The 22,139-nt window shown below is 43.3% G+C and carries 17 protein-coding genes; 10 read left to right on the top strand and 7 right to left on the bottom strand.

The genetic code is table 11. The features are described from left to right. Nucleotides 1-51: 51 nt before the first annotated feature. Nucleotides 52-2,127, bottom strand: coding sequence for an ATP-dependent DNA helicase DinG (gene dinG, locus F0229_RS00750; RefSeq protein WP_171732051.1), 2,076 nt, complete (start codon nt 2,125-2,127; stop codon nt 52-54). A 513-nt stretch (nt 2,128-2,640) separates the two neighbouring features. Between dinG and F0229_RS00745 the strand changes: the two genes are divergently transcribed. Next, nucleotides 2,641-3,633 (top strand): porin, encoded by a 993-nt coding sequence (locus tag F0229_RS00745; protein WP_171732050.1) that lies wholly within the window; start codon nt 2,641-2,643, stop codon nt 3,631-3,633. 77 nt (nt 3,634-3,710) lie between these two features. Then, entirely contained in the window at nt 3,711-4,418 is a 708-nt protein-coding gene (locus tag F0229_RS00740) for a DUF2057 family protein (RefSeq protein ID WP_017062111.1), read from the top strand. A gap of 63 nt (nt 4,419-4,481) precedes the next feature. Here F0229_RS00740 and F0229_RS00735 read toward each other — a convergent pair whose 3' ends face one another. Beyond that, nucleotides 4,482-5,210 carry a pseudouridine synthase gene (locus tag F0229_RS00735; protein WP_017062110.1) on the bottom strand — a complete coding sequence of 243 codons (729 nt, stop codon included), beginning with the start codon at nt 5,208-5,210 and terminating at the stop codon, nt 4,482-4,484. 321 nt (nt 5,211-5,531) lie between these two features. On the opposite strand from F0229_RS00735, the gene F0229_RS00730 reads away from it, so the two are divergent. Then, complete coding sequence (locus tag F0229_RS00730) at nt 5,532-7,757, top strand: NADP-dependent isocitrate dehydrogenase (protein ID WP_017067848.1); 2,226 nt, start codon at nt 5,532-5,534, stop codon at nt 7,755-7,757. Between the two features lie 327 nt (nt 7,758-8,084). Here F0229_RS00730 and cspD read toward each other — a convergent pair whose 3' ends face one another. Continuing rightward, nucleotides 8,085-8,306: a cold shock domain-containing protein CspD gene (gene cspD, locus F0229_RS00725; RefSeq protein ID WP_004736548.1), complete on the bottom strand. Its 222-nt coding sequence runs from the start codon at nt 8,304-8,306 to the stop codon at nt 8,085-8,087. Between the two features lie 585 nt (nt 8,307-8,891). Between cspD and clpS the strand changes: the two genes are divergently transcribed. Both clpS and clpA read left to right on the top strand, forming a co-directional pair. Next, nucleotides 8,892-9,212, top strand: coding sequence for an ATP-dependent Clp protease adapter ClpS (gene clpS, locus F0229_RS00720; RefSeq protein ID WP_004737430.1), 321 nt, complete (start codon nt 8,892-8,894; stop codon nt 9,210-9,212). A gap of 39 nt (nt 9,213-9,251) precedes the next feature. Next, complete coding sequence (gene clpA, locus F0229_RS00715; RefSeq protein WP_017062108.1) at nt 9,252-11,525, top strand: ATP-dependent Clp protease ATP-binding subunit ClpA; 2,274 nt, start codon at nt 9,252-9,254, stop codon at nt 11,523-11,525. A 208-nt stretch (nt 11,526-11,733) separates the two neighbouring features. Here the strand turns inward: clpA and infA are convergent, their stop codons facing one another. From infA to aat, 3 genes are all read right to left on the bottom strand, one after another. Beyond that, a complete protein-coding gene (gene infA, locus F0229_RS00710; protein WP_001040192.1) occupies nt 11,734-11,952 on the bottom strand; it encodes a translation initiation factor IF-1 in 219 nt (72 codons plus the stop codon). Between the two features lie 81 nt (nt 11,953-12,033). Beyond that, complete coding sequence (locus F0229_RS00705; RefSeq protein WP_171732049.1) at nt 12,034-12,732, bottom strand: arginyltransferase; 699 nt, start codon at nt 12,730-12,732, stop codon at nt 12,034-12,036. Continuing rightward, the gene (gene aat, locus F0229_RS00700; protein ID WP_017063504.1) at nt 12,732-13,442 is read right to left on the bottom strand and encodes a leucyl/phenylalanyl-tRNA--protein transferase; all 711 of its coding nucleotides are present in this window, start codon (nt 13,440-13,442) and stop codon (nt 12,732-12,734) included. The genes F0229_RS00705 and aat overlap by 1 nt, the downstream gene beginning before the upstream one ends. A gap of 53 nt (nt 13,443-13,495) precedes the next feature. Here aat and F0229_RS00695 point away from each other — a divergent pair, with 53 nt between their 5' ends. Then, on the top strand, nt 13,496-13,951 hold the full coding sequence (locus F0229_RS00695; protein WP_171732048.1) for a glycine zipper 2TM domain-containing protein: 456 nt from the start codon (nt 13,496-13,498) through the stop codon (nt 13,949-13,951). A 162-nt stretch (nt 13,952-14,113) separates the two neighbouring features. Next, a complete protein-coding gene (gene aroA / locus F0229_RS00690; RefSeq protein WP_017062105.1) occupies nt 14,114-15,394 on the top strand; it encodes a 3-phosphoshikimate 1-carboxyvinyltransferase in 1,281 nt (426 codons plus the stop codon). A gap of 61 nt (nt 15,395-15,455) precedes the next feature. On the opposite strand, the gene F0229_RS00685 is transcribed toward aroA, so the two are convergent. Beyond that, nucleotides 15,456-15,701 (bottom strand): YciN family protein, encoded by a 246-nt coding sequence (locus tag F0229_RS00685; RefSeq protein WP_017062104.1) that lies wholly within the window; start codon nt 15,699-15,701, stop codon nt 15,456-15,458. 439 nt (nt 15,702-16,140) lie between these two features. Between F0229_RS00685 and topA the strand changes: the two genes are divergently transcribed. The 3 genes from topA to glgA all read left to right on the top strand — a co-directional run bounded on the left by topA (nt 16,141) and on the right by glgA (nt 21,968). Then, nucleotides 16,141-18,771 carry a type I DNA topoisomerase gene (gene topA, locus F0229_RS00680; RefSeq protein WP_171732047.1) on the top strand — a complete coding sequence of 877 codons (2,631 nt, stop codon included), beginning with the start codon at nt 16,141-16,143 and terminating at the stop codon, nt 18,769-18,771. Between the two features lie 523 nt (nt 18,772-19,294). Further along, nucleotides 19,295-20,524 (top strand): glucose-1-phosphate adenylyltransferase, encoded by a 1,230-nt coding sequence (gene glgC / locus F0229_RS00675; protein ID WP_080582251.1) that lies wholly within the window; start codon nt 19,295-19,297, stop codon nt 20,522-20,524. Further along, nucleotides 20,514-21,968 carry a glycogen synthase GlgA gene (glgA, locus tag F0229_RS00670; RefSeq protein ID WP_171732046.1) on the top strand — a complete coding sequence of 485 codons (1,455 nt, stop codon included), beginning with the start codon at nt 20,514-20,516 and terminating at the stop codon, nt 21,966-21,968. The genes glgC and glgA overlap by 11 nt, the downstream gene beginning before the upstream one ends. Nucleotides 21,969-22,139 lie beyond the last annotated feature (171 nt).

Genomic DNA, 22,139 nt, shown 5'->3' with positions numbered 1-22,139 from the left:
TGCAAGGGCCTAGCGATGACAGGCCCATAACTACCTCAAGGGCAGGGGATATTAGTATTTTATTGTTCTTTTAAAAGGCGGTAGTGAATCGAGTAGGGACTTTCCGTATCGCTTCGTTACTATGCGTCTATCAAGGATCGTGACTTTACCAGAATCTCTTTCCTTACGCAGTAGTCTACCCACAGATTGAATAAGCTTTTTACTCGCATCTGGAACAGTAATCTGCATAAAAGGGTTACCACCGCGTGATTCAATATATTCTGAATGTGCTTGCTCTACGGGAGAGGTAGGAACACCAAAAGGAATCTTGGTAATAACGAGGTTTTCAAGAAGCTCACCCGGTAGATCAAGACCTTCAGAAAAGCTGCCAGTTCCAAAAAGAACGCTGGTTTTACCTTGGTCTATTAGCTTTTTATGTTTTTTTAGAATTTCAGTTCGTGAAGTATCACCTTGAACCTGCAATGCCCACGACTTTTTAACGAAATCTGTTGTTAAAGCCTCTGCAACTTTGTTCATTTGCCAGTAAGAAGAGAATAGAACGAGATTGGCTTTTTTGTCTTCTATTACCTTAGGCAAAATTTCAATAAGATATTCGGTAAACTGAGGTGCTTGTGGTTCGTACTTCATTGCCGGAACGATCAGCTCAGCTTGATTCTGGTAATCAAACGGTGATGCCAAAGCCAAAAACTGTACGCCATCTTCTGCTTTTTGGCTGATACCGGCTTGATGACAGAAAAAGCTGAAAGAGTTGAGCGCCCTCATGGTCGCAGATACTAATACGGCACCCACACAGCGGCTCCAGATTTGTTGATCCAGTTGCCAACCTACCTCTAGTGGCGAAACATTCACAACGAAATCGCCTTCGCTTTCTTTATTCAGTTCGAGCCAACGAGCCAAAGGAGCGCCTTTTTCTCTCTTCGGTTCAGCCATTAAGCGCCAAACTTGAGCAAGGTTCTCTGTTCTTTGTATATAGAAGCCAATTTCTGCCAGTGCCGGCTCTGCAAGTTTTGCTGAAAGCTCGCCGTCTTTAACTCGTTCTGCAATTAGGTCTGCAATCTTCGCAACGGCTTGGCTCGCCTTTTGCGTGAGCTGCTTGAGATCTTTAGATTCATTCTCAAGCCACTCTGGTAAGTCGCCATGTTCGAAGCGATACAAGCCGTCTTCAAAGTGGTTAGCGTCAAACTGTTTACTCATTTGAGTCAGGGTAGGGATCAGCTGTTGCACTGAGTCTTGCAGCTCATTTCGAAATCGATGGACACGTTTCTCGTCAGCGAGGCCTGAAAGCTTAGTGATTGATTGATTCAAACGCTCCAACCACGATGCTGCGCCTTTTAAGCTCGCAGCCGCAGAAGAGTGATCTCTGGCTACATGCGGTAAATGGTGAGCTTCATCGAATATATAGATGCTATTTTCTGGTTCAGGCAGTATCACGCCGCCGCCTAAGCCTGCATCAGCCATCACTAAACTGTGATTGGCGATAATCACGTCTGCTTTATCTAGCTCTGAGCGAGCTTTCTGGAAAGGGCAGTCTCTATGCGTAGGCATACTGTTGTTACAGCTGTGCTTATCGCTGACAATCATCTGCCAAATCATGTTGTCGATGGGATTTGGCCACGAATCACGGTCACCATCCCATTTACCTTGGGTTAGGCTACGATACATGGTTTGAAGTTGGTCGATATCCTTCTTCTTTGGCTTAGATTCGAACATGGCCATTTGTCCGTCATCAACCCCGCAGGCAGCGGCTAGCTTTTCGGAACAACAATAACGCTGTCTGCCCTTCGCTAATATGAAAGAAAACTCTCGATCAGTCAGTCTTCTATATAGAGGGAGATCTTTATTGACGAGCTGTTCTTGTAGCGCAACCGTCGCCGTTGATATGACTATTTTTCGGTTATTGAGCACAGCGACAGGAATAGTTGCCATTAAATAAGCCAGTGATTTCCCGATCCCGGTTCCCGCTTCTGCAACAATCATGCGATTACTTTTGTGGTATTGACCACAAAGTGTCTTCGCTATTTCTGCAACAAGGTAATTTTGAGCACGTCGAGGTACAAAGTTGTCCAACTGATCTTGGAGGTTTTGATAACTGGTGCGAATAGATTTTTGAATTTTAGTAGTTAGCATACTGTGACCTACGTAACGGAGCGAGGATAGTAGCACATATCACTAGTCGGTACATTTACGGTGAAATAGCTTGCTTTTGAATCAAAGGTAGATCTTGTTCACAAAAAAAAACTGAACCATCAGGAACTTAACTATTTTATTTATGTTGCGAAATATAAATATTAAAAAAGACTTGCTTGTAGGTGTTAAATCCTGAGATGTGGCGTTTTTACAAGTTATTTGTGGTGTTAAATGCTGTTTTGTTCTTTTTTTGGATTATTATATTTCCTGATAAAACTAAGGATAAGCTGCTCGTAAAACAATGAAAAAAAATGTAAGCGATTGATTTTGAAAGTTTTGTGTTTTTTTTAGGTTTGTTTTTAGTTTATTTGACACGCAGGATAATCTTTTGCAATCTAGACCTCGAAATTTAGTGACGGTGATTAACCAACAAAGAGTGGTAATGACCAGTCATAAAAATAAAAGGGAACCGGGCAAGGATCTCCCATTCTTAGAAAAGGCAGTGGATTTATTATGAAAAAGACTCTATTAGCACTTGCAGTTGTTGCAGCAGCAGGCTCAGTAAACGCAGCGGAAATTTATAAATCAGAAGACGGCGCAGTAGACTTTTACGGTCAACTACGTACAGAGCTTAAGTTCCTAGACGGGCAAGATGCCAAATTAGGTTCAGGTTCTTCGCGTGCTGGTGTTGACGCTCAATATAATGCATCTGATGATCTTAAAGTTCTTGGTAAAGTAGAATTTGCATTGAAAGACAGTGGCGACATGTATGTACGTAACCACATTTTTGGCTTTAGCAGCGATCAAGCGGGAACAATCAAATTTGGTAAGCAATGGACTACATCAGATGATGTATACGGCGCTGATTACTCATACTTCTTTGGTGGTTCTGCACTGCTTTACTCTACTTTGAACGGTGCTCTTCATGACTCACAAGTAAAGTACTCTTACGATTCTGACAACTTCTGGGTAAAAGCAGGATACGGATTAGCAGAAGATGATTCTAATCAAGAGCTAGCTGAACTTTACGTTGGTTTTTCTGTTGGTGACGTAAATATCCACGTTGGTGGTGGTCAAACAACTGATGATGTAGCTGGTTCTGGTTTTACAGGCCTTGAAAACACATACTACGAAGGTACTGTTGAGTACTCTAAAGATGTTCTAACAGTTGGTGCAACTGTTGCGGCATCTTCTGTTGAATCTGCTATTGATAAAGCAGACCAAACAGGTTTCTCAGTAGCTGCTACGTATGGCGTTGCTGATAAAACAACAGTATATGGTGGTTATGAGTTCGTGTCTCAAGATCACGATTTATTAGAAGATAGCAACGTTGTTTACGTTGGTGCTGAATACAAGTACGCTAGCTGGGCACGTGTCTATGCTGAGTATGGTTATGCAGACGGTAGTACTCTAGGTTTCAACGCTCAAGGTAGTGATATGGTTGTAGCGCCTCAGACTGTTGAGGGCGAAAACAATTTCGGTATCGGTGCTCGTGTTTACTGGTAATTTGATATATTGTTAGAAAAAGCCCAACATAGAGTTGGGCTTTTTTTTGCCTATTTTTTATAAGGATGGATACAATAATGCAAAGTTTCAAATATTCTTTTTTGGGGCTGTTAGTTGCTTCTACAGTAGTTGATGCCGAAGTAATATTGGATGTCCCTGAAAATGTAAATTTACTTTCAGTAAACATGAGTGTTCCTGACTTTGAACAAGGGTTGTTTTCTGCAGATAAGACAGTGCTTTTACCTGACGGTGAAAACCAAATCGTTTTTCAATATGAACCAGTATTTGATGAAAGAGATAATCAAAGGAAAGTCTACAGTTCTGTTATTATCGCTAAATTTGAGGCAAAAAACGAAGAACTTACCTTATCTATGCCTGAGTTTAAAAACTTGCGTTCTGCTCAAGAAAACATTGGAAACTTGAATTGGGAAATTAAAAACAAGCAAGGACAAGCCTTAATCAAAAATGAAGACATTTTAGCTAGTGACGGAGTTCAACTAAATAGAAGTTATTCTGAAGAAGCTACAGAATATAATAAAGTTGGTGGTGCTGCTGCTGTAACCATGAGTTATTTAGTTGTAGAAAACCAAGTTCGTCCTGCAGTTAAGGTTAATGCTACAAGTTTAGAAGAAAACACGCTAGTAAACGCTGAAGGTTTAACGGCTAACACATCAGCTCAGGTTGTAGATAAATCGGAGTCTTTGAAACAACTTAAAGCTTTGTATCTGAGCACTTCAAAAGAAGACCGTAAAGTATTCCGTAAGTGGATGATTGACCAAGAGTAATCAATTTTTATGTGTAAAAAAGCGAGATATAATAAATATCTTGCTTTTTTATATTGCTATGAGTTAAATCTCTTTCCACTCACCAGGCTGTAGCTGCCCCACATTCATGTTGCCCATTGAATAGCGGATAAGACGTAGGGTAGGGAAGCCGATATTGGCTGTCATGCGTCTTACTTGGCGGTTACGTCCTTCAATGATTGTAATAGCCAACCATGTTGTCGGTATCGCGGCTCTGAAGCGTACTGGAGGGGTTCTATCCCACACAACAGGTTCAGACATCACCTCAACCTGAGCGGGCAGTGTCATGCCGTCTTTTAGTTCGACACCTTTTCTCAATTTATCTAAATCTTCCTCAGAAGGTGCGCCTTCAACCTGTACCCAGTAAGTCTTTGGGGATTTTGAGTTTGGTTGAGTTAGCTTAGCTTGAAAAATACCATCGTTGGTCAAGACCATTAACCCTTCGCTGTCGCGGTCAAGGCGACCTGCAGCATAAACGTCTTTCACTGGAATAAAGTCCGCTAGCGTTTTTCTCCCTTCGCCATCTGTAAATTGGCTTAGAGTATCGAAAGGCTTGTTGAACAGAATTACTTTGCGATCTTCGAGCGCAACCTTAGGTTTTGCATTGGTAGGCTTGCCTTTATATCGGTGCTTGCTTGAGTGAGATTTGTTGTGCGAATTGCCAGTGTTATTCTTATCACTGCTTCGGCTTTGTCTATTACCGCTTTGTTTTAATGTTGCACCAGAACGAGCCGGTTTGTCTGAACGAGATGCGCTGCGTGAGCGAGTAGACATGTTAACTACCTTGCAAAAATGTAAACGAAGTGTGCTGAAAAGTTTTCACTGAAACGGAATTGAGCTATCATTTGCGCGCCTAAAAGACACAAAATAGAACAAGTTGATGGACTCTTAAGCCTGATTTGTTTAATTATACCTTCGTGTTTTATTATAACAACGCACTCACGGATTTGGTTCATGCTGTCATCAAGATTGTATGAAAAATAAGATAGAGTACGACTATCGAGTAAGCAGTTTTCACTCTTAGAGTGGCTTACTGGTCAATTTATAACACGCTCACTACTTTAAATGAGCTTGTAAGAACTATAGGGAAATTTCATGCCTACTGAAAAACCAACGATCATCTATACCATTACAGACGAAGCTCCGGCGCTAGCAACATACTCTCTGCTGCCTATCATTCAATCTTTTACAGCTTCTTCTGGTATTAACGTTGATACTCGCGACATTTCACTTGCAGGGCGTATTATTGCCAACTTCCCTGACTATTTGAACGAAGAGCAACGTATTGGTGATGCATTAGCAGAACTAGGTGAATTGGCTAAGACACCAGAAGCAAACATTATCAAGCTTCCAAACATCTCTGCATCTGTACCTCAGCTTCAAGCAACAATCAAAGAGCTACAGTCAAAAGGTTACGCACTTCCTAATTACCCAGAAGAAGCAAACACTGACGAAGAGAAAGCAGTAAAAGCGACTTACGACAAAATCAAAGGCAGTGCAGTAAATCCAGTATTGCGTGAAGGTAACTCGGATCGCCGCGCTCCACTTTCTGTTAAAAACTACGCGAAGAAGAACCCACACTCAATGGGTGCTTGGTCTGCAGATTCTAAGTCGCACGTTTCAAGTATGGACGACAAAGACTTCTTCGGTAGCGAAAAGTCAGTAACCATTGAAGGTGCTACAGAAGTTAGCATTGAATTCGTTGGCAAAGATGGTGCGAAGAAAACATTGAAGCCAGCTTTTGCACTGCAAGATAAAGAGATCATTGATGCGTCAGTGATGAATAAGGCCGCTTTGGTTGCATTCTTCGAAAAAGAAATCGCATCGGCTAAAGAGCAAGGTGTACTGCTTTCTCTTCACTTGAAAGCGACGATGATGAAAGTATCTGACCCAGTGATCTTTGGTCACGCGGTTAAGGTTTACTACAAAGACGTATTTGCTAAACACGGTCAGCTGTTTGAAGAGCTAGGCGTTGATGTAAATAACGGCATCGGTGATGTCTACGCGAAGATTGATGCGCTTCCTCAAGAGCAGAAAGAAGCAATCGAAGCTGACCTGCAAGCGGTATACGAGACTCAGCCACCACTAGCGATGGTTGATTCGGACCGTGGCATTACTAACCTACACGTACCAAGCGATATCATTGTGGATGCATCTATGCCTGCAATGCTGCGTTCTTCTGGTCAAATGTGGGATCCAGAAGGTAAGCAAAAAGATACCAAAGCAATGATCCCAGATCGTAGCTACGCGAGCATTTACCAAGCGGTTATTGATTTCTGTAAAGAGAACGGCGCGTTCGATCCAACAACGATGGGTAGCGTACCAAACGTTGGCTTGATGGCTCAAAAAGCGGAAGAGTACGGTTCTCATGATAAGACTTTCATCCTTGAAGCTGCTGGTCAGGTTCAAGTTGTTGACGCTTCAGGCGCTGTGCTTCTTGAGCAAGACGTAGAGGAAGGCGATATCTTCCGTATGTGTCAGGTTAAAGATGCACCAATCCAAGACTGGGTTAAGCTTGCGGTAACGCGTGCTCGTGCATCGGGTGTTCCAGCGGTATTTTGGCTAGATGCGTCACGCGCACATGATGCTCAGCTTATCAAGAAAGTTGAAGCATACCTTCCTGAATACGATACCGATGGTCTTGAAATTAAGATCCTTGCTCCACTTGAAGCGACTCAATACTCACTGGTTCGTATCAAAGAAGGCCTAGATACTATTTCGGTTACTGGTAACGTATTACGTGATTACCTAACTGACTTGTTCCCGATTTTAGAGCTTGGTACATCAGCTAAGATGCTATCGATTGTTCCACTAATGAACGGTGGTGGTCTGTTTGAAACAGGTGCTGGCGGCTCTGCTCCTAAACATGTTCAACAAGTAGAGAAAGAAAACCACCTGCGTTGGGATTCTCTAGGTGAATTCTTGGCACTAGCGGCATCTCTAGAGCACCTGAGCGTAGTAACAGGTAACGCTAAAGCACAAGTTCTAGCTGATGCGCTTGATAAAGCGACGGGTGAGTTCCTTGATAACAACAAGTCTCCTTCACGTCGAGTAGGTGAGCTTGATAACCGTGGTAGCCACTACTATCTAGCGGCATACTGGGCTAAGGCGCTTGCTGAGCAAACGGCTGACGCTGATCTTGCTGCTGAGTTTGCAGGTGTGGCAAGTCAACTGGCTGAAAGTGAAGAAGCGATCGTTGCAGAGCTGAACAACGCTCAAGGTGTGGCTGGCGACTTAGGTGGTTACTACCTACTTGACGATGCATTGGTTTCAACACTAATGCGCCCAAGCTCAACGCTAAACGCGTTTATTGATGCATAGTGATTGGACTCATCGTTAGTCACTCATGAACGTGATTTGCTAACGAGTTGCTTAGGCTGATAGCTAAGTTATAGATAAAGTCAAAACGAAAGACGCTTTAACGATAATGTTAAAGCGTCTTTTTTCTGTCTAATACTTCTTAAGACCTAGCTTAAGGGGAGTAGCTCTTCGAGCTCATTGTCCAGTGAGCAACTTTAGAGCCCCCAAAACGAAAAAAACCGCTCACGTAATCCTGTGTTACAGGTATTAAATGAGCGGTTTCAATATTCTGTTTACCTGTCAGCCGTTAATGACGACTGATGGAGGTTAACATGAGTTTGCATTCGCCTATTTTGCGGCGCTGCCTTCTACAGGAACAACGGAGCTAGCATGCGAGCCTTTAGGTCCACTTTCTACTTCATAGTCGACCTGCTGACCAGCCTTTAAGGTTCGATAACCTTCCATTTGTATTGTGGAGTAGTGCGCGAAAATATCGCCGTCTTCACCTTCTGGACAAATAAAGCCAAACCCTTTGGCATTGTTAAACCATTTTACTGTACCTGTAGCCATGCTATACATCCCTCATGCATTTTGTTACTAACGTTGTTATATCAATTGTTGTAAGTGCGATTGATATCATTCCTACCAGCTAAAGAATTTCAGCTAATAGCTTGAATCTCGTACATTGCTTACGGAAATTAACGCTACCCTGCGTAATTATTCCTTATTGTTAATTTTTGAAGCGTGTTACTGATTTTAATTCATGTTGCAAAAGTGTATTAAAAAACCTTTTAGCTCCAATGTAGCTAATGATTGAGCACAGTCAATAGTAAATTGGTATAAAAGTGATCAATTTTAATAACAAATCACATTCGAGATTAACCGCAAACTATTAACCAAATAGTAACTTAGCGGTAATCTTATCGTTAGTATCAATAGTTATGGCGTCTTTTTAATCAATCACATATGTTAATCTTGTTAATCGAGATCTTTTATTTGCAGCGATGGAAATGGTGGATTAGGCTCAGTATAGAGGAATATTTTTTGGTACTGTTTCTAGGTGCAGTTTCTTAGTACACGGTAAAGCGTGAATGTGGTAAATTTGAGTTAGGTAAACACTCACGACTTCCGAAAAATAACCCTTAGCAAAGCGATATGAGCAGAAACTTTGAATGGGCATCTCCAGGCTCAGATTTACTGGAGAAAGAAGCAACAAAAGTAAAGCCACCGGCGATGTATAACGTTGTGTTGAATAACGATGACTACACGCCCATGGACTTTGTAATCGAGATCCTAGAGCGATTCTTCTCACTAGATATCGAAAAAGCAACGGAAGTGATGCTCAAGGTTCATTATGAAGGTAAAGCTATATGCGGCACATACAGTGCTGAAATAGCGGAAACAAAGGTAGCGCAGGTCACGATGTACTCAAAGGAAAATGAGCATCCGCTACTATGTACAATGGAGCAAGTATAAATTGCTCGAACAACACTGTTGTTCCCTTAGGAGGTACTTATGCTAAATAAAGAATTAGAGACGAGTTTAAATGGCGCATTTGCTCGTGCGCGAGACAAGCGACATGAATTCATGACTGTCGAACACCTCCTACTAGCATTATTAGAAAATGATGCGGCCAAGGAAGCGCTCCAAGCTTGTCAGGCTGATCTCGATGCTCTTCGCAATGAGCTCGATATTTTTATCGATCAAACGACCCCACTTATCCCTGAAAGCGACGAAACTCGCGAAACTCAGCCTACGTTGAGCTTCCAACGAGTACTTCAACGCGCTGTTTTTCATGTTCAATCTTCAGGTCGCAGCGAAGTAACAGGTGCTAACGTACTTGTGGCTATTTTTAGTGAGCAAGAATCTCACGCGGCATATCTTCTTAAGAAAAACGACATTAGTCGCTTAGATATTGTTAACTTCATCTCACACGGTATTACCAAAGCGAGCAACGAAGGCGACAGTCCTTCATCATCCGATTCATTTGGTGGTGCAGAAAATGCTGAAGAAGCTAACTCTGAAGACCGTTTAGAAAATTTTGCTACTAACCTTAACGAAGTCGCAAAGCAGGGCAATATTGACCCACTAATCGGTCGTGACAAAGAGCTAGAACGCACTATCCAAGTTCTGTGTCGTCGTCGTAAGAACAACCCTCTGTTAGTGGGTGAAGCGGGGGTAGGTAAAACTGCCATCGCGGAAGGTCTTGCATGGCGCATCGTTGAAGGACAAGTGCCTGAAATCATTCAGAGCAGCGTAATTTATTCTCTAGATATCGGTTCACTGTTAGCCGGAACCAAATATCGTGGTGACTTTGAGAAACGTTTTAAAGCGATTCTTAAGCAACTGGAGAAAGAAGAAGACGCGATTCTGTTCATCGATGAGATCCACACCATTATCGGTGCCGGGGCTGCATCGGGTGGTCAGGTTGATGCGGCAAACTTAATTAAACCACTACTAAGCAGTGGCAAATTACGTTGCATCGGTTCAACAACGTACCAAGAGTACAGCAGTATTTTTGAGAAGGAGCGTGCTTTAGCTCGTCGCTTCCAGAAAATAGATATTATTGAACCATCGCTAGACGATACGACCAAGATCCTGATTGGCTTGAAGCCAAAATACGAAGCTCACCACGAAGTGCGCTACACCAACAAAGCGTTGCGTGCCGCTGTGGAACTGTCAGCTAAATACATTAATGAACGCCACCTTCCTGATAAGGCCATTGACGTAATCGATGAAGCGGGCGCTCGTAGCCGTTTGGCACCTGCAAGCCGTCGTAAGAAAACGGTAAGCGTGGCTGATATTGAGTCAATGGTTGCGAAAATGGCGCGTATTCCTGAAAAGTCAGTATCGTCTTCAGACAAAGATACACTCCAGAAACTGGATGAGCGCATGAAAATGTTGGTATTCGGACAAGACCCTGCAATCGATGTATTGAGTGAAGCGATTAAGCTGACCCGTGCTGGATTGGGTGCAGACAATAAACCTGTTGGTTCATTCTTGTTTGCTGGTCCTACTGGTGTCGGTAAAACAGAGGTGACTGTTCAGCTGTCTAAGTTGATGGGTATTGAGCTTCTGCGCTTTGATATGTCTGAGTACGGTGAGCGACACTCAGTGAGCCGCTTGATTGGTGCGCCTCCTGGTTATGTTGGTTACGACCAAGGTGGTTTGCTAACGGATGCCGTAATCAAGAACCCGCACTCTGTTGTGTTACTGGATGAAATCGAGAAAGCTCACCCAGATATCTTTAACTTGCTACTGCAGGTAATGGATAACGGCACGCTAACTGACAACAATGGTCGCAAAGCGGACTTCCGTAATGTGATTCTAGTGATGACGACCAACGCAGGTGTGGCTGAAACCGAGAAGAAATCGATCGGCCTGATCCAACAAGATCATGCGCCAGATGCGATGGGCGAAATCAAGAAGGTATTTACTCCTGAGTTCCGTAACCGTCTTGATAATATCATTTGGTTCAACAGCCTTGACCCAAGTGTGATTAGCCAAGTAGTTGATAAGTTCATTGTCGAGCTTCAGGTTCAACTGGACGCTCGTGGCGTGTCTTTAGAGGTTTCTGAGGATGCTCGTCACTGGTTAGCTGATAAAGGCTATGACAAGACCATGGGTGCTCGTCCAATGGGACGTGTTATTCAAGAGAAGCTTAAGAAACCACTTGCTAACGAGTTACTGTTCGGTAGCTTGGTTGATGGCGGTACGGTTAAAGTATCCCTGAAAAAAGACGAATTGGATTTCATCTATGTTGGTGCTAAAGAAGAGGTCATGCACTAACGAAGTGATTGATAAATCAAAGGCTTAAATATAAAACGCATGACTTAGGTTGTGCGTTTTTTTATGCTTGCGAGATGCGAGATGCGAGATGCGAGATGCGAGATGCGAGATGCGAGATGCGAGATTGATGTGCTTGTGTAGTAAAAAGCTCAGGCAATAAAAAACGGAGCCTTAAGCTCCGCTTCTTATTGTATTCGCTAATTAAAAATTAACGAGCACGGAAGACGATGCGGCCTTTAGAAAGGTCGTATGGAGTCATCTCAACAGTTACTTTATCACCAGTAAGAATACGGATGTAGTTCTTACGCATTTTACCAGAGATGTGTGCTGTCACTACGTGACCGTTTTCAAGCTCAACACGGAACATTGTGTTTGGTAGAGTATCAAGGACAGTGCCTTGCATCTCGATTACGTCTTCTTTAGCCATCTAATCCTCTTTCGAAATTTGGCGGTTTTCAACGGCTTGATTGTGCCGTTAAAATCAAAATATGTAAAGTTGTCGCGTATTCTACCCTTGCCACCGCTGATTTACTAGCCTTTGATGACGTTGAAATCGTACTTTATAGTTCATCGCAGGGCATTCATCGATTTGATAACCCAAATATAACCATTGTTTTTGTTCTTTCTGGGCATGTTGGATCTGAAATAGAACGCCAAGTGTTCCCATCGAAATGTCTATATCAGGATCGAAGAAGGTATAAAACGCGCTCGTACAGTGAGCCATGATGTCGGTTACGGCGATACCAACCAACTTGTTCTCATCATAGATGTGCATGAACTTTGTAGTAAGCCACTCATTTTTAGAGAATTGTAGAAACTCTTCTTTCTTGGGTGGGTACATGGTTCCCGAACGGTGACGAGCGGTGATATAGCGACTGTATAAGTCAAACCAGTTGTCATCCATCTCATCTTTCAGTTCCCAACGTAGTGATTTTCCTTTGTTAAGGATCCGTCGTTGGCTTTTGGAAAGCTTAACCTCAGGAATTGAAAGCCGAATCGCTTGGCATGCTGAGCAATTATCGCAATGTGGCTTATAAATGGTTGAACCACTGCGGCGAAATCCATTCGCAAGCAGAACTTCATAGTTATCTGAGGTGTGCATGTGTTCGTCAAGCGTGACCGCCACTCTCTCTTTGAAGTGAGGTAAGTAGCTGCAAGCGTGATTGTCTGTTAATCCAATTCTGATTTGTTGTAAATCTGGATTCATTAAGGCATTTCCTTTAGCCATTGGGTTTTAAAGCATGCATCGTCAACGGAGAACTCTTTGAGTAATTGCAGAGAGCCTAGGAATTCATCCCTATCAACCTCGATAGCGCCCAAGGATTCCAAGTGAGGGTTCATGACTTGGCAATCAATCAGTTGTCCGCCGAATCGGGTAAAGTGTTTACAAAAGTACCACAGCGCAATTTTAGAGGCATTGGTCTTTAGGCTGAACATCGATTCACCGCAAAAGACTTGGCCTCTTTGTAAGCCGTAAAGTCCACCGATCAGTTCATCATCTTGCCAAACCTCAACCGAGTGGCAGAAACCTAATGAAGCGAGTTTGCGGTAGGCTGACTGCATGTCGCTGTTTAGCCAGGTTTCTTCTTCGGGTCTTAGTGAAGAGCAATAACCAATTACTCTGTCCGTCGCTTGGTTGATGCTGACTCGGTAATTGTGCTTTCTTTGAAACTTTTTAAGACTTTTTGACGGTTCGAATGTCTTAGGATTAAATACCGCTCGCGGTGCAGGGCTCCACCAAAGTATAGGCTCGCCTGGGCCATACCATGGAAATATACCTTGGCTATAAGCGTTTAAAATTCGCATTGGTGATAAATCACCACCGAAGGCGAGCAGACCGTTGGGGTCATCAAGCGCGTCGAAAGGCGAAGGAAACTCTATACTAGTAGTATCAAGTTCGGTTAGGTATATAGTCATAAGTACCGCATTACAGATTAATCACTGACCAAGAGGTCTTTAGGAGTTTTACCATGAAGAAGTTGCTTTGGATTTTACTTGTTTTGCCCATGTTGGCAAATGCAGCTTACAACAGAAACCAAGCTCGACCAGTAAACGAGGTGGTTTATGGTGAGATTGATACGGTCAGATACATCACTCAGCAAGAGATCGTTGAGTCGAAAGCGAATGGTTGGGAAACCTTGTTAGGTGCGGCGATTGGTGGCTTGATTGGTAACCAGTTTGGCGGCGGCACTGGTAAAGAAGTGGCGACAGCTGTAGGTGCAGTAGCAGGTGCGGGTATTGCTCGTAACCGAGGTAACACACAATATAAAGTAGAGTACAAACTGGTCGAGTTATTGGTCAAAACCAAAGACGACAAGTTGGTCAACATTATCCAAGATGTCGATAACTCGATGCTGTTCAACCGAGGCGATAATGTACGAATTCTCTATTTTTCAGATGGTGTTCGAGTTGATCTTGTGTACTAGTATATAAATACGATTGATTGGCTAATTAATCACCGGTTTGGGCCGGATTAGCTCTGGAGTTCGTTGGAAAAGTTCGTTAGTCTGCAAGTACGAAGAATTATTCATCACCCGAAAATAAATACGCACCAGTGACTTCGGGTGGTACAAGGACTATAAGATTTAATGGAAAGCCTTACGTTACAACCAATTCAAAAAGTGAACGGGGAAGTTAACCTACCTGGTTCAAAAAGCGTTTCCAACCGTGCACTTCTTTTGGCTGCACTTTCTACGGGAACCACTCGCCTAACAAACTTGCTAGACAGTGATGATATTCGTCATATGTTGAATGCATTGACTCAGTTAGGTGTTGATTATCAGTTGTCTGCAGACAAAACCGTTTGTGAAGTGACAGGTGTTGGTGGTGCATTCTCAAGTGACAAAGCCCTAGAGCTTTTCTTAGGTAACGCGGGTACGGCGATGCGTCCGTTGGCGGCTGCACTATGTTTAGGTCGCGGTGAATACGTTCTTACTGGTGAGCCTCGCATGAAAGAGCGCCCAATTGGCCACTTAGTAACAGCACTACGAGAAGCCGGTGCCGACGTTGAATATTTAGAGAACGAAAACTACCCGCCATTGAAGATCACAGGTACCGGTTTGAAGAGCGGTACGGTTTCTATCGACGGTTCGATCTCTAGTCAATTCTTGACGGCATTTTTGATGGCTGCGCCTTTAGCTGAAGGTGAAGTGACCATTAAAATTGACGGTGAATTGGTTTCTAAACCTTACATCGATATTACGCTGCACATCATGAAGCAATTTGGTGTGGACGTGATCAATAATGATTACCAAGAGTTTGTGATTCCTACCGGGCAATCTTACTCGGCACCGGGTGATTTCTTGGTTGAAGGTGATGCATCATCTGCGTCATATTTCCTTGCAGCCGCTGCTATCAAAGGTGGTGAGATTAAGGTCACTGGTATTGGTAAAAACAGTATCCAAGGTGATATCCAATTCGCTGATGCGCTTGAGAAAATGGGTGCGGAAATCGAATGGGGTGACGACTACGTTATCTCTCGTTGTGGCGAGCTGAAAGGCATTGATATGGACTATAACCATATCCCAGATGCTGCGATGACTATCGCGACAACCGCATTGTTTGCGAAAGGCACAACGGCAATCCGTAATGTCTACAACTGGCGTGTGAAAGAGACAGACCGCTTGGCTGCAATGGCAACAGAGCTACGCAAAGTCGGCGCTGAAGTGGAAGAGGGTGAAGATTACATTATTGTTAACCCTGTGGCTGAACTGACTCATGCGGCGATTGATACTTACGATGATCACCGTATGGCGATGTGTTTCTCGCTGGTTGCTTTGAGCGATACGCCTGTGACGATTAATGATCCAGGTTGTACGTCAAAGACATTCCCTGATTATTTCGACAAGCTGAAAATGCTAAGTCTATAAAAATGCTTAGTATGTAAAGGTTTAGGAACAAAAAAGCTTGCCTAAGTGGCAAGCTTTTTAATTATTGCTGAATTGTAAATTCTTTCGAAAGGTGGTGCGCTAAGTATTTAAACATGTTAAATACCGCGGTTGTATTCTCTGTCGGCATTCCATTGCTGTCTAAGAAGTATTCACCTTTGAAGACGAGTACATCGTCTTTTTCTACTACGCTGTTTGCGCGCATGCCTTCAATGTAGTCATCATGTGATTGGATAATTTGGTTTGCGATAAGCAGTAAATCAAATTCTGCTATTACTTTCTTTGTCATGAGTTTATCTCTGATAACTGAATATAACGTTGAGTTTATGGTGTCGAACTAGAAATTCAATGATTTCACAACCGATTAAGAGAGTCTTTTCAAACATCCACAATTTATTTTGTGATTTACGGCAAAAATAATTGAATGGGGCTCGCGTTAGATTCGCGGACAAGCTTAGTATGAGCCCGTTTAGACGTAATGCCTGATGAATAGGCTCTTGCAAGTATTCTTAGTGAGTACTTTATAGCTTCTTTATATTGTGACCCTTTTATCTATGAGTCGTCGAATTGTCGAGCGATCAGATCCAATTTTGAAAAAAGCGGTTGATCTTCTAGTAATCTCGCACAATAGTAAAAAAAGAAGCAATGAATTTAGAATATCATGCGTAAAAGCCCACAAGCTAAATTGTTGGTGCTGAAGCATCGTGATTAAGGACGTTAGAGTCAATATGGGTAAATCGCTCGTTATAGTGGAGTCGCCAGCCAAGGCTAAAACTATCAATAAATATCTTGGCAAAGACTTTGTCGTTAAGTCGAGTGTAGGTCACGTACGTGATTTACCAACGGCAGGTCAAAGTACTGGTCAAAAGGCTGCTGCAGTTTCAACCAAGGGTATGAGCCCAGAAGACAAAGCTCGTATCAAGAAAGAAAAAGATCGCAAAGCTCTTATCAAAAAGATGGGTATCAACCCATATAAAGAGTGGGAAGCGAACTATCAAATCCTACCTGGTAAAGAGAAAGTCGTTGCTGAATTGCAAAAACTGGCTGAGAACGCAGACCATGTTTATCTCGCAACCGATTTGGACCGCGAAGGAGAAGCTATCGCATGGCACCTTCGTGAGATCATCGGTGGCGATGAAACGCGATACAAGCGAGTGGTTTTTAACGAAATCACCAAGAATGCTATTCAACAAGCTTTCGAAACTCCAGGTGAGCTAAATATTGATGGCGTAAACGCACAACAAGCACGACGTTTTATGGACCGTGTTGTTGGCTTTATGGTGTCACCTCTGCTTTGGAAAAAAGTAGCACGAGGCCTGTCCGCTGGCCGTGTTCAATCAGTAGCGGTAAAACTACTGGTAGAGCGTGAGCGCGAGATCAACGCCTTTATCCCTGAAGAGTTCTGGGATGTGCATGCTGATACTAAAACAGCAGAGAAAACCGACTTTAGACTGCAAGTAGCACAGAAAGACGGTGTTGCGTTTAAACCTGAAAATGAAGCGCAAACACAAGCTGCTGTTAGCGTTTTAGAAAAAGCGCAATACGAAGTATGTAAACGTGAAGACCGCCCAACAAAGAGTAAGCCGTCTGCACCTTACATCACGTCGACACTGCAACAAGCGGCGAGTACCCGTCTTGGTTATGGCGTAAAGAAAACCATGATGCTGGCTCAACGCCTGTATGAAGCGGGTTACATCACTTATATGCGTACTGACTCAACCAACTTGAGTTCAGAAGCTGTAGAAGCCGCTCGTGAATACATTGGTTCTGAGTACGGCGCGCAATACCTTCCACCTAAAGCACTTGTATACGGCAGCAAAGAGGGCGCTCAAGAGGCCCACGAAGCGATTCGTCCTTCAAGTGTAGATGTTAAGTCGGAAGATCTAAACGGCGTAGACGCAGACGCACACAAGCTTTACTCGCTAATTTGGAATCAATTCGTAGCGTGTCAAATGACGCCAGCTCAATACGATTCAACGACAGTAAGCGTTAAAGCAGATGAGTACACGTTGAAAGCGAAAGGTCGTATCCTTAAATTTGATGGTTGGACTCGTGTTCAGCGTCCAATGGGCAAGAACGAAGATACGATCCTTCCAGCAGTACAGATCGGCGATAAGCTTGATCTGATTGCGCTAGACCCTAAACAGCACTTCACTAAGCCACCGGCTCGTTTCACTGAAGCGGCGCTAGTTAAAGAGCTTGAGAAGCGTGGTATTGGTCGTCCTTCAACATACGCATCAATCATCTCAACGATTCAAGATCGCGGTTATGTAAAAGTTGAACAGCGTCGTTTCTATGCTGAGAAGATGGGTGAAATTGTTACTGACCGTCTAGATGGCAGCTTCAATGACCTAATGAACTACGACTTCACTGCTCGTATGGAGCAGAAGTTGGACCAAATCGCAGAAGGCGAAGCAAGCTGGAAAGGCGTGCTAGATAACTTCTTCGAAGACTTTACTGGCGATTTGGAAAAAGCAGACTTAGACGAAGACGCTGGTGGCATGAAGCCAAACCACATCGTAGAAACTGATATCGAGTGTCCGACTTGTGGTCGTAAGATGGGTATCCGTACTGCTTCGACAGGCGTATTCCTTGGCTGTTCTGGCTATGCACTTCCGCCAAAAGAGCGTTGTAAGACAACAATCAACCTTGGTGATGAAGAAGGCATTATCAACGTGCTTGAAGAAGACGTTGAAACAGCAGCACTTCGAGCTAAAAAGCGTTGTCCTATTTGTGAAACGGCAATGGATGCCTATCTAATCGATGATAAGCGTAAGATGCACGTATGTGGTAACAACCCGAACTGTGAAGGTTATGTGGTTGAGCACGGCGAATTTAAAGTGAAAGGCTACGATGGCCCACTTGTTGAGTGTGACAAGTGTGGTTCTGACATGGTTCTGAAGAACGGTCGTTTTGGTAAATACATGGACTGTACGAGTGAAGATTGTAAGAACACTCGTAAGATTCTGAAAAATGGCGAAGTTGCGCCACCAAAAGAAGACCCGGTGCATTTCCCTGAACTTCCGTGTGAAAATTCAGACGCGTACTTTGTTCTTCGTGATGGTGCTTCTGGTCTATTTATGGCTGCGAGCAACTTCCCTAAATCACGTGAAACACGTGCACCATTAGTGGAAGAGCTGGTTCGTTTTAAAGACCGTATCTCACCTAAGTTCCAATACCTAGCATCAGCGCCAGTTGCTGACCCTGATGGTAAGCCGACAGTGGTTCGTTTTAGTCGTAAGACCAAAGAAAACTACGTGCGTACTGAAGTAGATGGAAAACCGTCCGGTTGGACTGCGTTGTACATCGACGGTAAGTGGGAAGTTACGGATAAGCGTAAAAAGCCTAAAGAGAAATAACTGAACGTTATTGATGAAAAAGCAGCCTAATGGCTGCTTTTTTTGATCTCAATATGACTAAATATGCAACTTGTTGAGCTGGTGTTTCGTCTGCGAGAATTTATTAAATTCACATCGTAAAATAAATAATGGCAATTAATCAGATTTTCTTATGCAACTTTAACGAGAATGTAACTTAATTAAAATATTGTAACTCACAGATCAGCGTTTAGTTGTATACCTGATGTGTGTCGGGTGTTAATGTAATGTTTCGTCTTGACGGTGTAATGTGAGCTGCTTTAAGTCTTGGGAAAGCAATCAGCTTACGTACCACAGAATGGCGTATTAAAAATTGAATTCGGCCGAAAAGTCGATAACGTATATAAAACCAAGTGCAAAGAATAGTGCACACATAACAACGTTTGGCTTAGGATATTGTCACTGTATGTGAATGGATATTCGCTAAATACCGAAATAAGTGTTGGTGCTCATCCCCCAGAGGAAGATACCTCTACGAGTACTAACATCGACAAGCTATAGATATATGGAGAATAAAATGGCTGGTGTATTGGGAATGATTCTTGCTGGTGGTGAAGGCTCTCGCTTAAGACCTTTAACTGAATCTCGCAGCAAACCCTCGGTTCCTTTCGGTGGTAGTTACCGCTTAATTGATTTCGCTTTGAACAACTTCGTTAATGCTGATCTAATGAAGATCTACGTATTAACACAATTTAAGTCACAGTCACTGTTCCACCATATGAAAAAAGGCTGGAATATCAGTGGCATAACAGACCGTTTTATCGACCCAATTCCTGCGCAAATGCGTAAAGGAAAGCGTTGGTATGAAGGCACAGCAGATGCTATCTACCAAAACATGGGCTTTATGGAGTTGGAAGAACCTGATCAAGTATGTATTTTTGGTTCAGACCATATCTATAAGATGGACATCAAACAGATGCTTGATTTCCATAAAGAGAAGAAAGCGGCTCTAACAGTATCAGCATTGCGCATGCCGCTTGCTGAAGCATCAGAATTCGGTGTTATTGAGGTTGATGCTGACGGCCGTATGATTGGCTTTGAAGAGAAACCTGCAAATCCGAAGTCGATCCCGGGCGATCCAGAATCAGCGCTCGTTTCAATGGGCAACTACGTGTTCGAAGCGAAAGAGCTTTTTGCCGAACTAACGGAAGATGCTGATAGAGAAGGTTCGACACACGATTTCGGCAAAGACATTATTCCAAACATGTTCCCACGTGGTGATGTGTTTGTTTATGATTTTAGCACCAACCGTATTACTGGTGAGAAAGAAGAAGTTTACTGGCGCGATGTAGGTACGATTGACGCGTACTGGCAAGCGCACATGGACCTTCTTAAGAAAGATGCGCCATTCTCGCTATACAACCGTAAATGGCCTCTACACACTTATTACCCGCCACTACCACCAGCTACGTTTACTGATTCGGCAAATGGTCGAATTCAGATCATTGATAGCCTTGTGTGTAGCGGTAGTTATGTACGTGGTTCGCGTATTGAAAAGAGTGTACTGGGCTTCCGCAGCAATATCGCATCAGCGTGTGATATTAGCGAAAGCATCTTACTCGGTGATGTAAAAGTGGGTGAGGGTTGTATCTTGCGCCGCGTTATCATTGATAAAGATGCAGACATCGCACCAGGCACTCAAATTGGTGTAAACCTGACAGAAGACAAAAAGCATTACCACGTATCTGACGATGGTGTCGTAGTGATTTCTAAAGGAGCACGAGTTGGTTACTAAGACTCTCTCGGTACTTTTTGTAGCGTCTGAAGTTGAAGGCTTGATTAAAAGTGGTGGCTTGGCTGATGTAGCCAAGGCACTGCCGAAAGCGTTGCAAACACTCGAACAGGACGTTCGAGTGACTATCCCCGCATATAGAAACATTCCAAACATTGATTCAGCAGAAGTTATTTTATCGACTGAACTCGATCATTGGCCTCATACGGCTTATCAAGTTAAAAAACTGAGCGTAGAAGGCGTTCCAGTTTTTGGTATTGAATGTGCCAAGTATTTCGACCGCCCGGAAATGTACGCAGAAAACAATCAAGCTTATGCTGATAACGGAGAGCGCTTCTCGTTCTTTAGTGCAGCCTGTCTTGATATGCTTCCTAAGCTTGGTTTCCAACCGGATATCATTCATGCAAATGACTGGCATACTGGTTTCGTTCCTTTCTTGCTTAAATCGCGTTATCAACAACACGATTTCTTTGAAAATACGCGCAGTGTTATTTCGATTCACAATGCGGTTTTCAAAGGTGTGTTCGCCTACGATGAACTTCAATTCCTGCCAGAGATGCACCGTTACCATGCGCCTGAAGCTTCAGTGAGTGACACTCATGTCACTATGCTAAGAGCTGGAGTGATGTGTGCGGATAAAGTGAACGCAGTAAGTCCTACCTATGCAGAAGAGTTGAAAACGGAATTAGGTAGCCACGGTATGGCTGCAGAATTCCAACACAGATCTGCTGATCTGTTCGGCATTTTGAATGGGTGTGATTATGGGGCTTGGAATCCGGAAACTGATGCTTTCCTTCCTCGTAAATACAAAGCGACCAAGCACAGCATGGCTCGCGGAAAATCAGCTTGTAAGCAAAAACTGCAACAAGATGTAGGTTTACCCGTTGCCGATTGCGCGGTTTATGGCATGGTTTGTCGCTTGACGAATCAAAAAGGTGTTCATTACTTACTGCCTATCATCGAACAGTTTTTGAAAAATGATCTTCAGATCGTGATTGTCGGTACTGGCGATCCGGTTTTGGCGAGTCAATTGAAAGAGCGATCAGCGCTTCACTCAGATAAGTTCTCGTTCGTAGAAGCGTACAATAATGAACTTGCGCACTTGGTTGAAGCAGGCTCTGATTTCTTCTTGATGCCTTCGGAATTTGAACCGTGTGGCTTAAACCAAATCTACAGCATGGCTTACGGTACTTTGCCGATTGTTCGTTCTGTGGGAGGTTTAAAAGACAGCGTGAATGATTACGATGAAGATCCTGAAGTCGCGACTGGGTTTGCTTTTGAAGAGCCAACACCGCAGGCGTTATTGGCTGTGTTACATCGTTCATTACTGCTTTATGCACAAAACCCATCTGAAATTAAGCGTGCTCAGCTTTATGCGATGCAGCAAGATTTTAGTTGGGAAGATGCGGCTAAAGAATACCTAGCTATGTATCATTCAGCATTTTAACTTGTTGACTTAGCTTTAAAATTAGCGGGCGGGCAACAACAGCTCGTAATAAATGAAGGCGCTCTAATTGTTGAGTGCCTTTTTGTTTCCTGGTCAGAGCACATCACGTTTACGAAGACAAAGCTTGCAAACTCATTTTTGTCAGGTAGAAAAGGTGAGGTAGGTATTCAC

Origin of the sequence: Vibrio sp. AIC-3 (assembly GCF_013114515.1) — a bacterium.
Lineage (GTDB): Bacteria > Pseudomonadota > Gammaproteobacteria > Enterobacterales > Vibrionaceae > Vibrio > Vibrio crassostreae_C.
Note: the sequence above shows the minus strand (reverse complement) of the source record. Positions and strands in the feature narration are given on the sequence as shown.

Coding starts and splice junctions, on each gene's coding strand:
- dinG (WP_171732051.1), bottom strand. CDS start 2,127: ATGCTAACTACTAAAATTCAAAAATCTATTCGCACCAGTTATCAAAAC.
- F0229_RS00745 (WP_171732050.1), top strand. CDS start 2,641: ATGAAAAAGACTCTATTAGCACTTGCAGTTGTTGCAGCAGCAGGCTCA.
- F0229_RS00740 (WP_017062111.1), top strand. CDS start 3,711: ATGCAAAGTTTCAAATATTCTTTTTTGGGGCTGTTAGTTGCTTCTACA.
- F0229_RS00735 (WP_017062110.1), bottom strand. CDS start 5,210: ATGTCTACTCGCTCACGCAGCGCATCTCGTTCAGACAAACCGGCTCGT.
- F0229_RS00730 (WP_017067848.1), top strand. CDS start 5,532: ATGCCTACTGAAAAACCAACGATCATCTATACCATTACAGACGAAGCT.
- cspD (WP_004736548.1), bottom strand. CDS start 8,306: ATGGCTACAGGTACAGTAAAATGGTTTAACAATGCCAAAGGGTTTGGC.
- clpS (WP_004737430.1), top strand. CDS start 8,892: ATGAGCAGAAACTTTGAATGGGCATCTCCAGGCTCAGATTTACTGGAG.
- clpA (WP_017062108.1), top strand. CDS start 9,252: ATGCTAAATAAAGAATTAGAGACGAGTTTAAATGGCGCATTTGCTCGT.
- infA (WP_001040192.1), bottom strand. CDS start 11,952: ATGGCTAAAGAAGACGTAATCGAGATGCAAGGCACTGTCCTTGATACT.
- F0229_RS00705 (WP_171732049.1), bottom strand. CDS start 12,732: ATGAATCCAGATTTACAACAAATCAGAATTGGATTAACAGACAATCAC.
- aat (WP_017063504.1), bottom strand. CDS start 13,442: ATGACTATATACCTAACCGAACTTGATACTACTAGTATAGAGTTTCCT.
- F0229_RS00695 (WP_171732048.1), top strand. CDS start 13,496: ATGAAGAAGTTGCTTTGGATTTTACTTGTTTTGCCCATGTTGGCAAAT.
- aroA (WP_017062105.1), top strand. CDS start 14,114: ATGGAAAGCCTTACGTTACAACCAATTCAAAAAGTGAACGGGGAAGTT.
- F0229_RS00685 (WP_017062104.1), bottom strand. CDS start 15,701: ATGACAAAGAAAGTAATAGCAGAATTTGATTTACTGCTTATCGCAAAC.
- topA (WP_171732047.1), top strand. CDS start 16,141: ATGGGTAAATCGCTCGTTATAGTGGAGTCGCCAGCCAAGGCTAAAACT.
- glgC (WP_080582251.1), top strand. CDS start 19,295: ATGGAGAATAAAATGGCTGGTGTATTGGGAATGATTCTTGCTGGTGGT.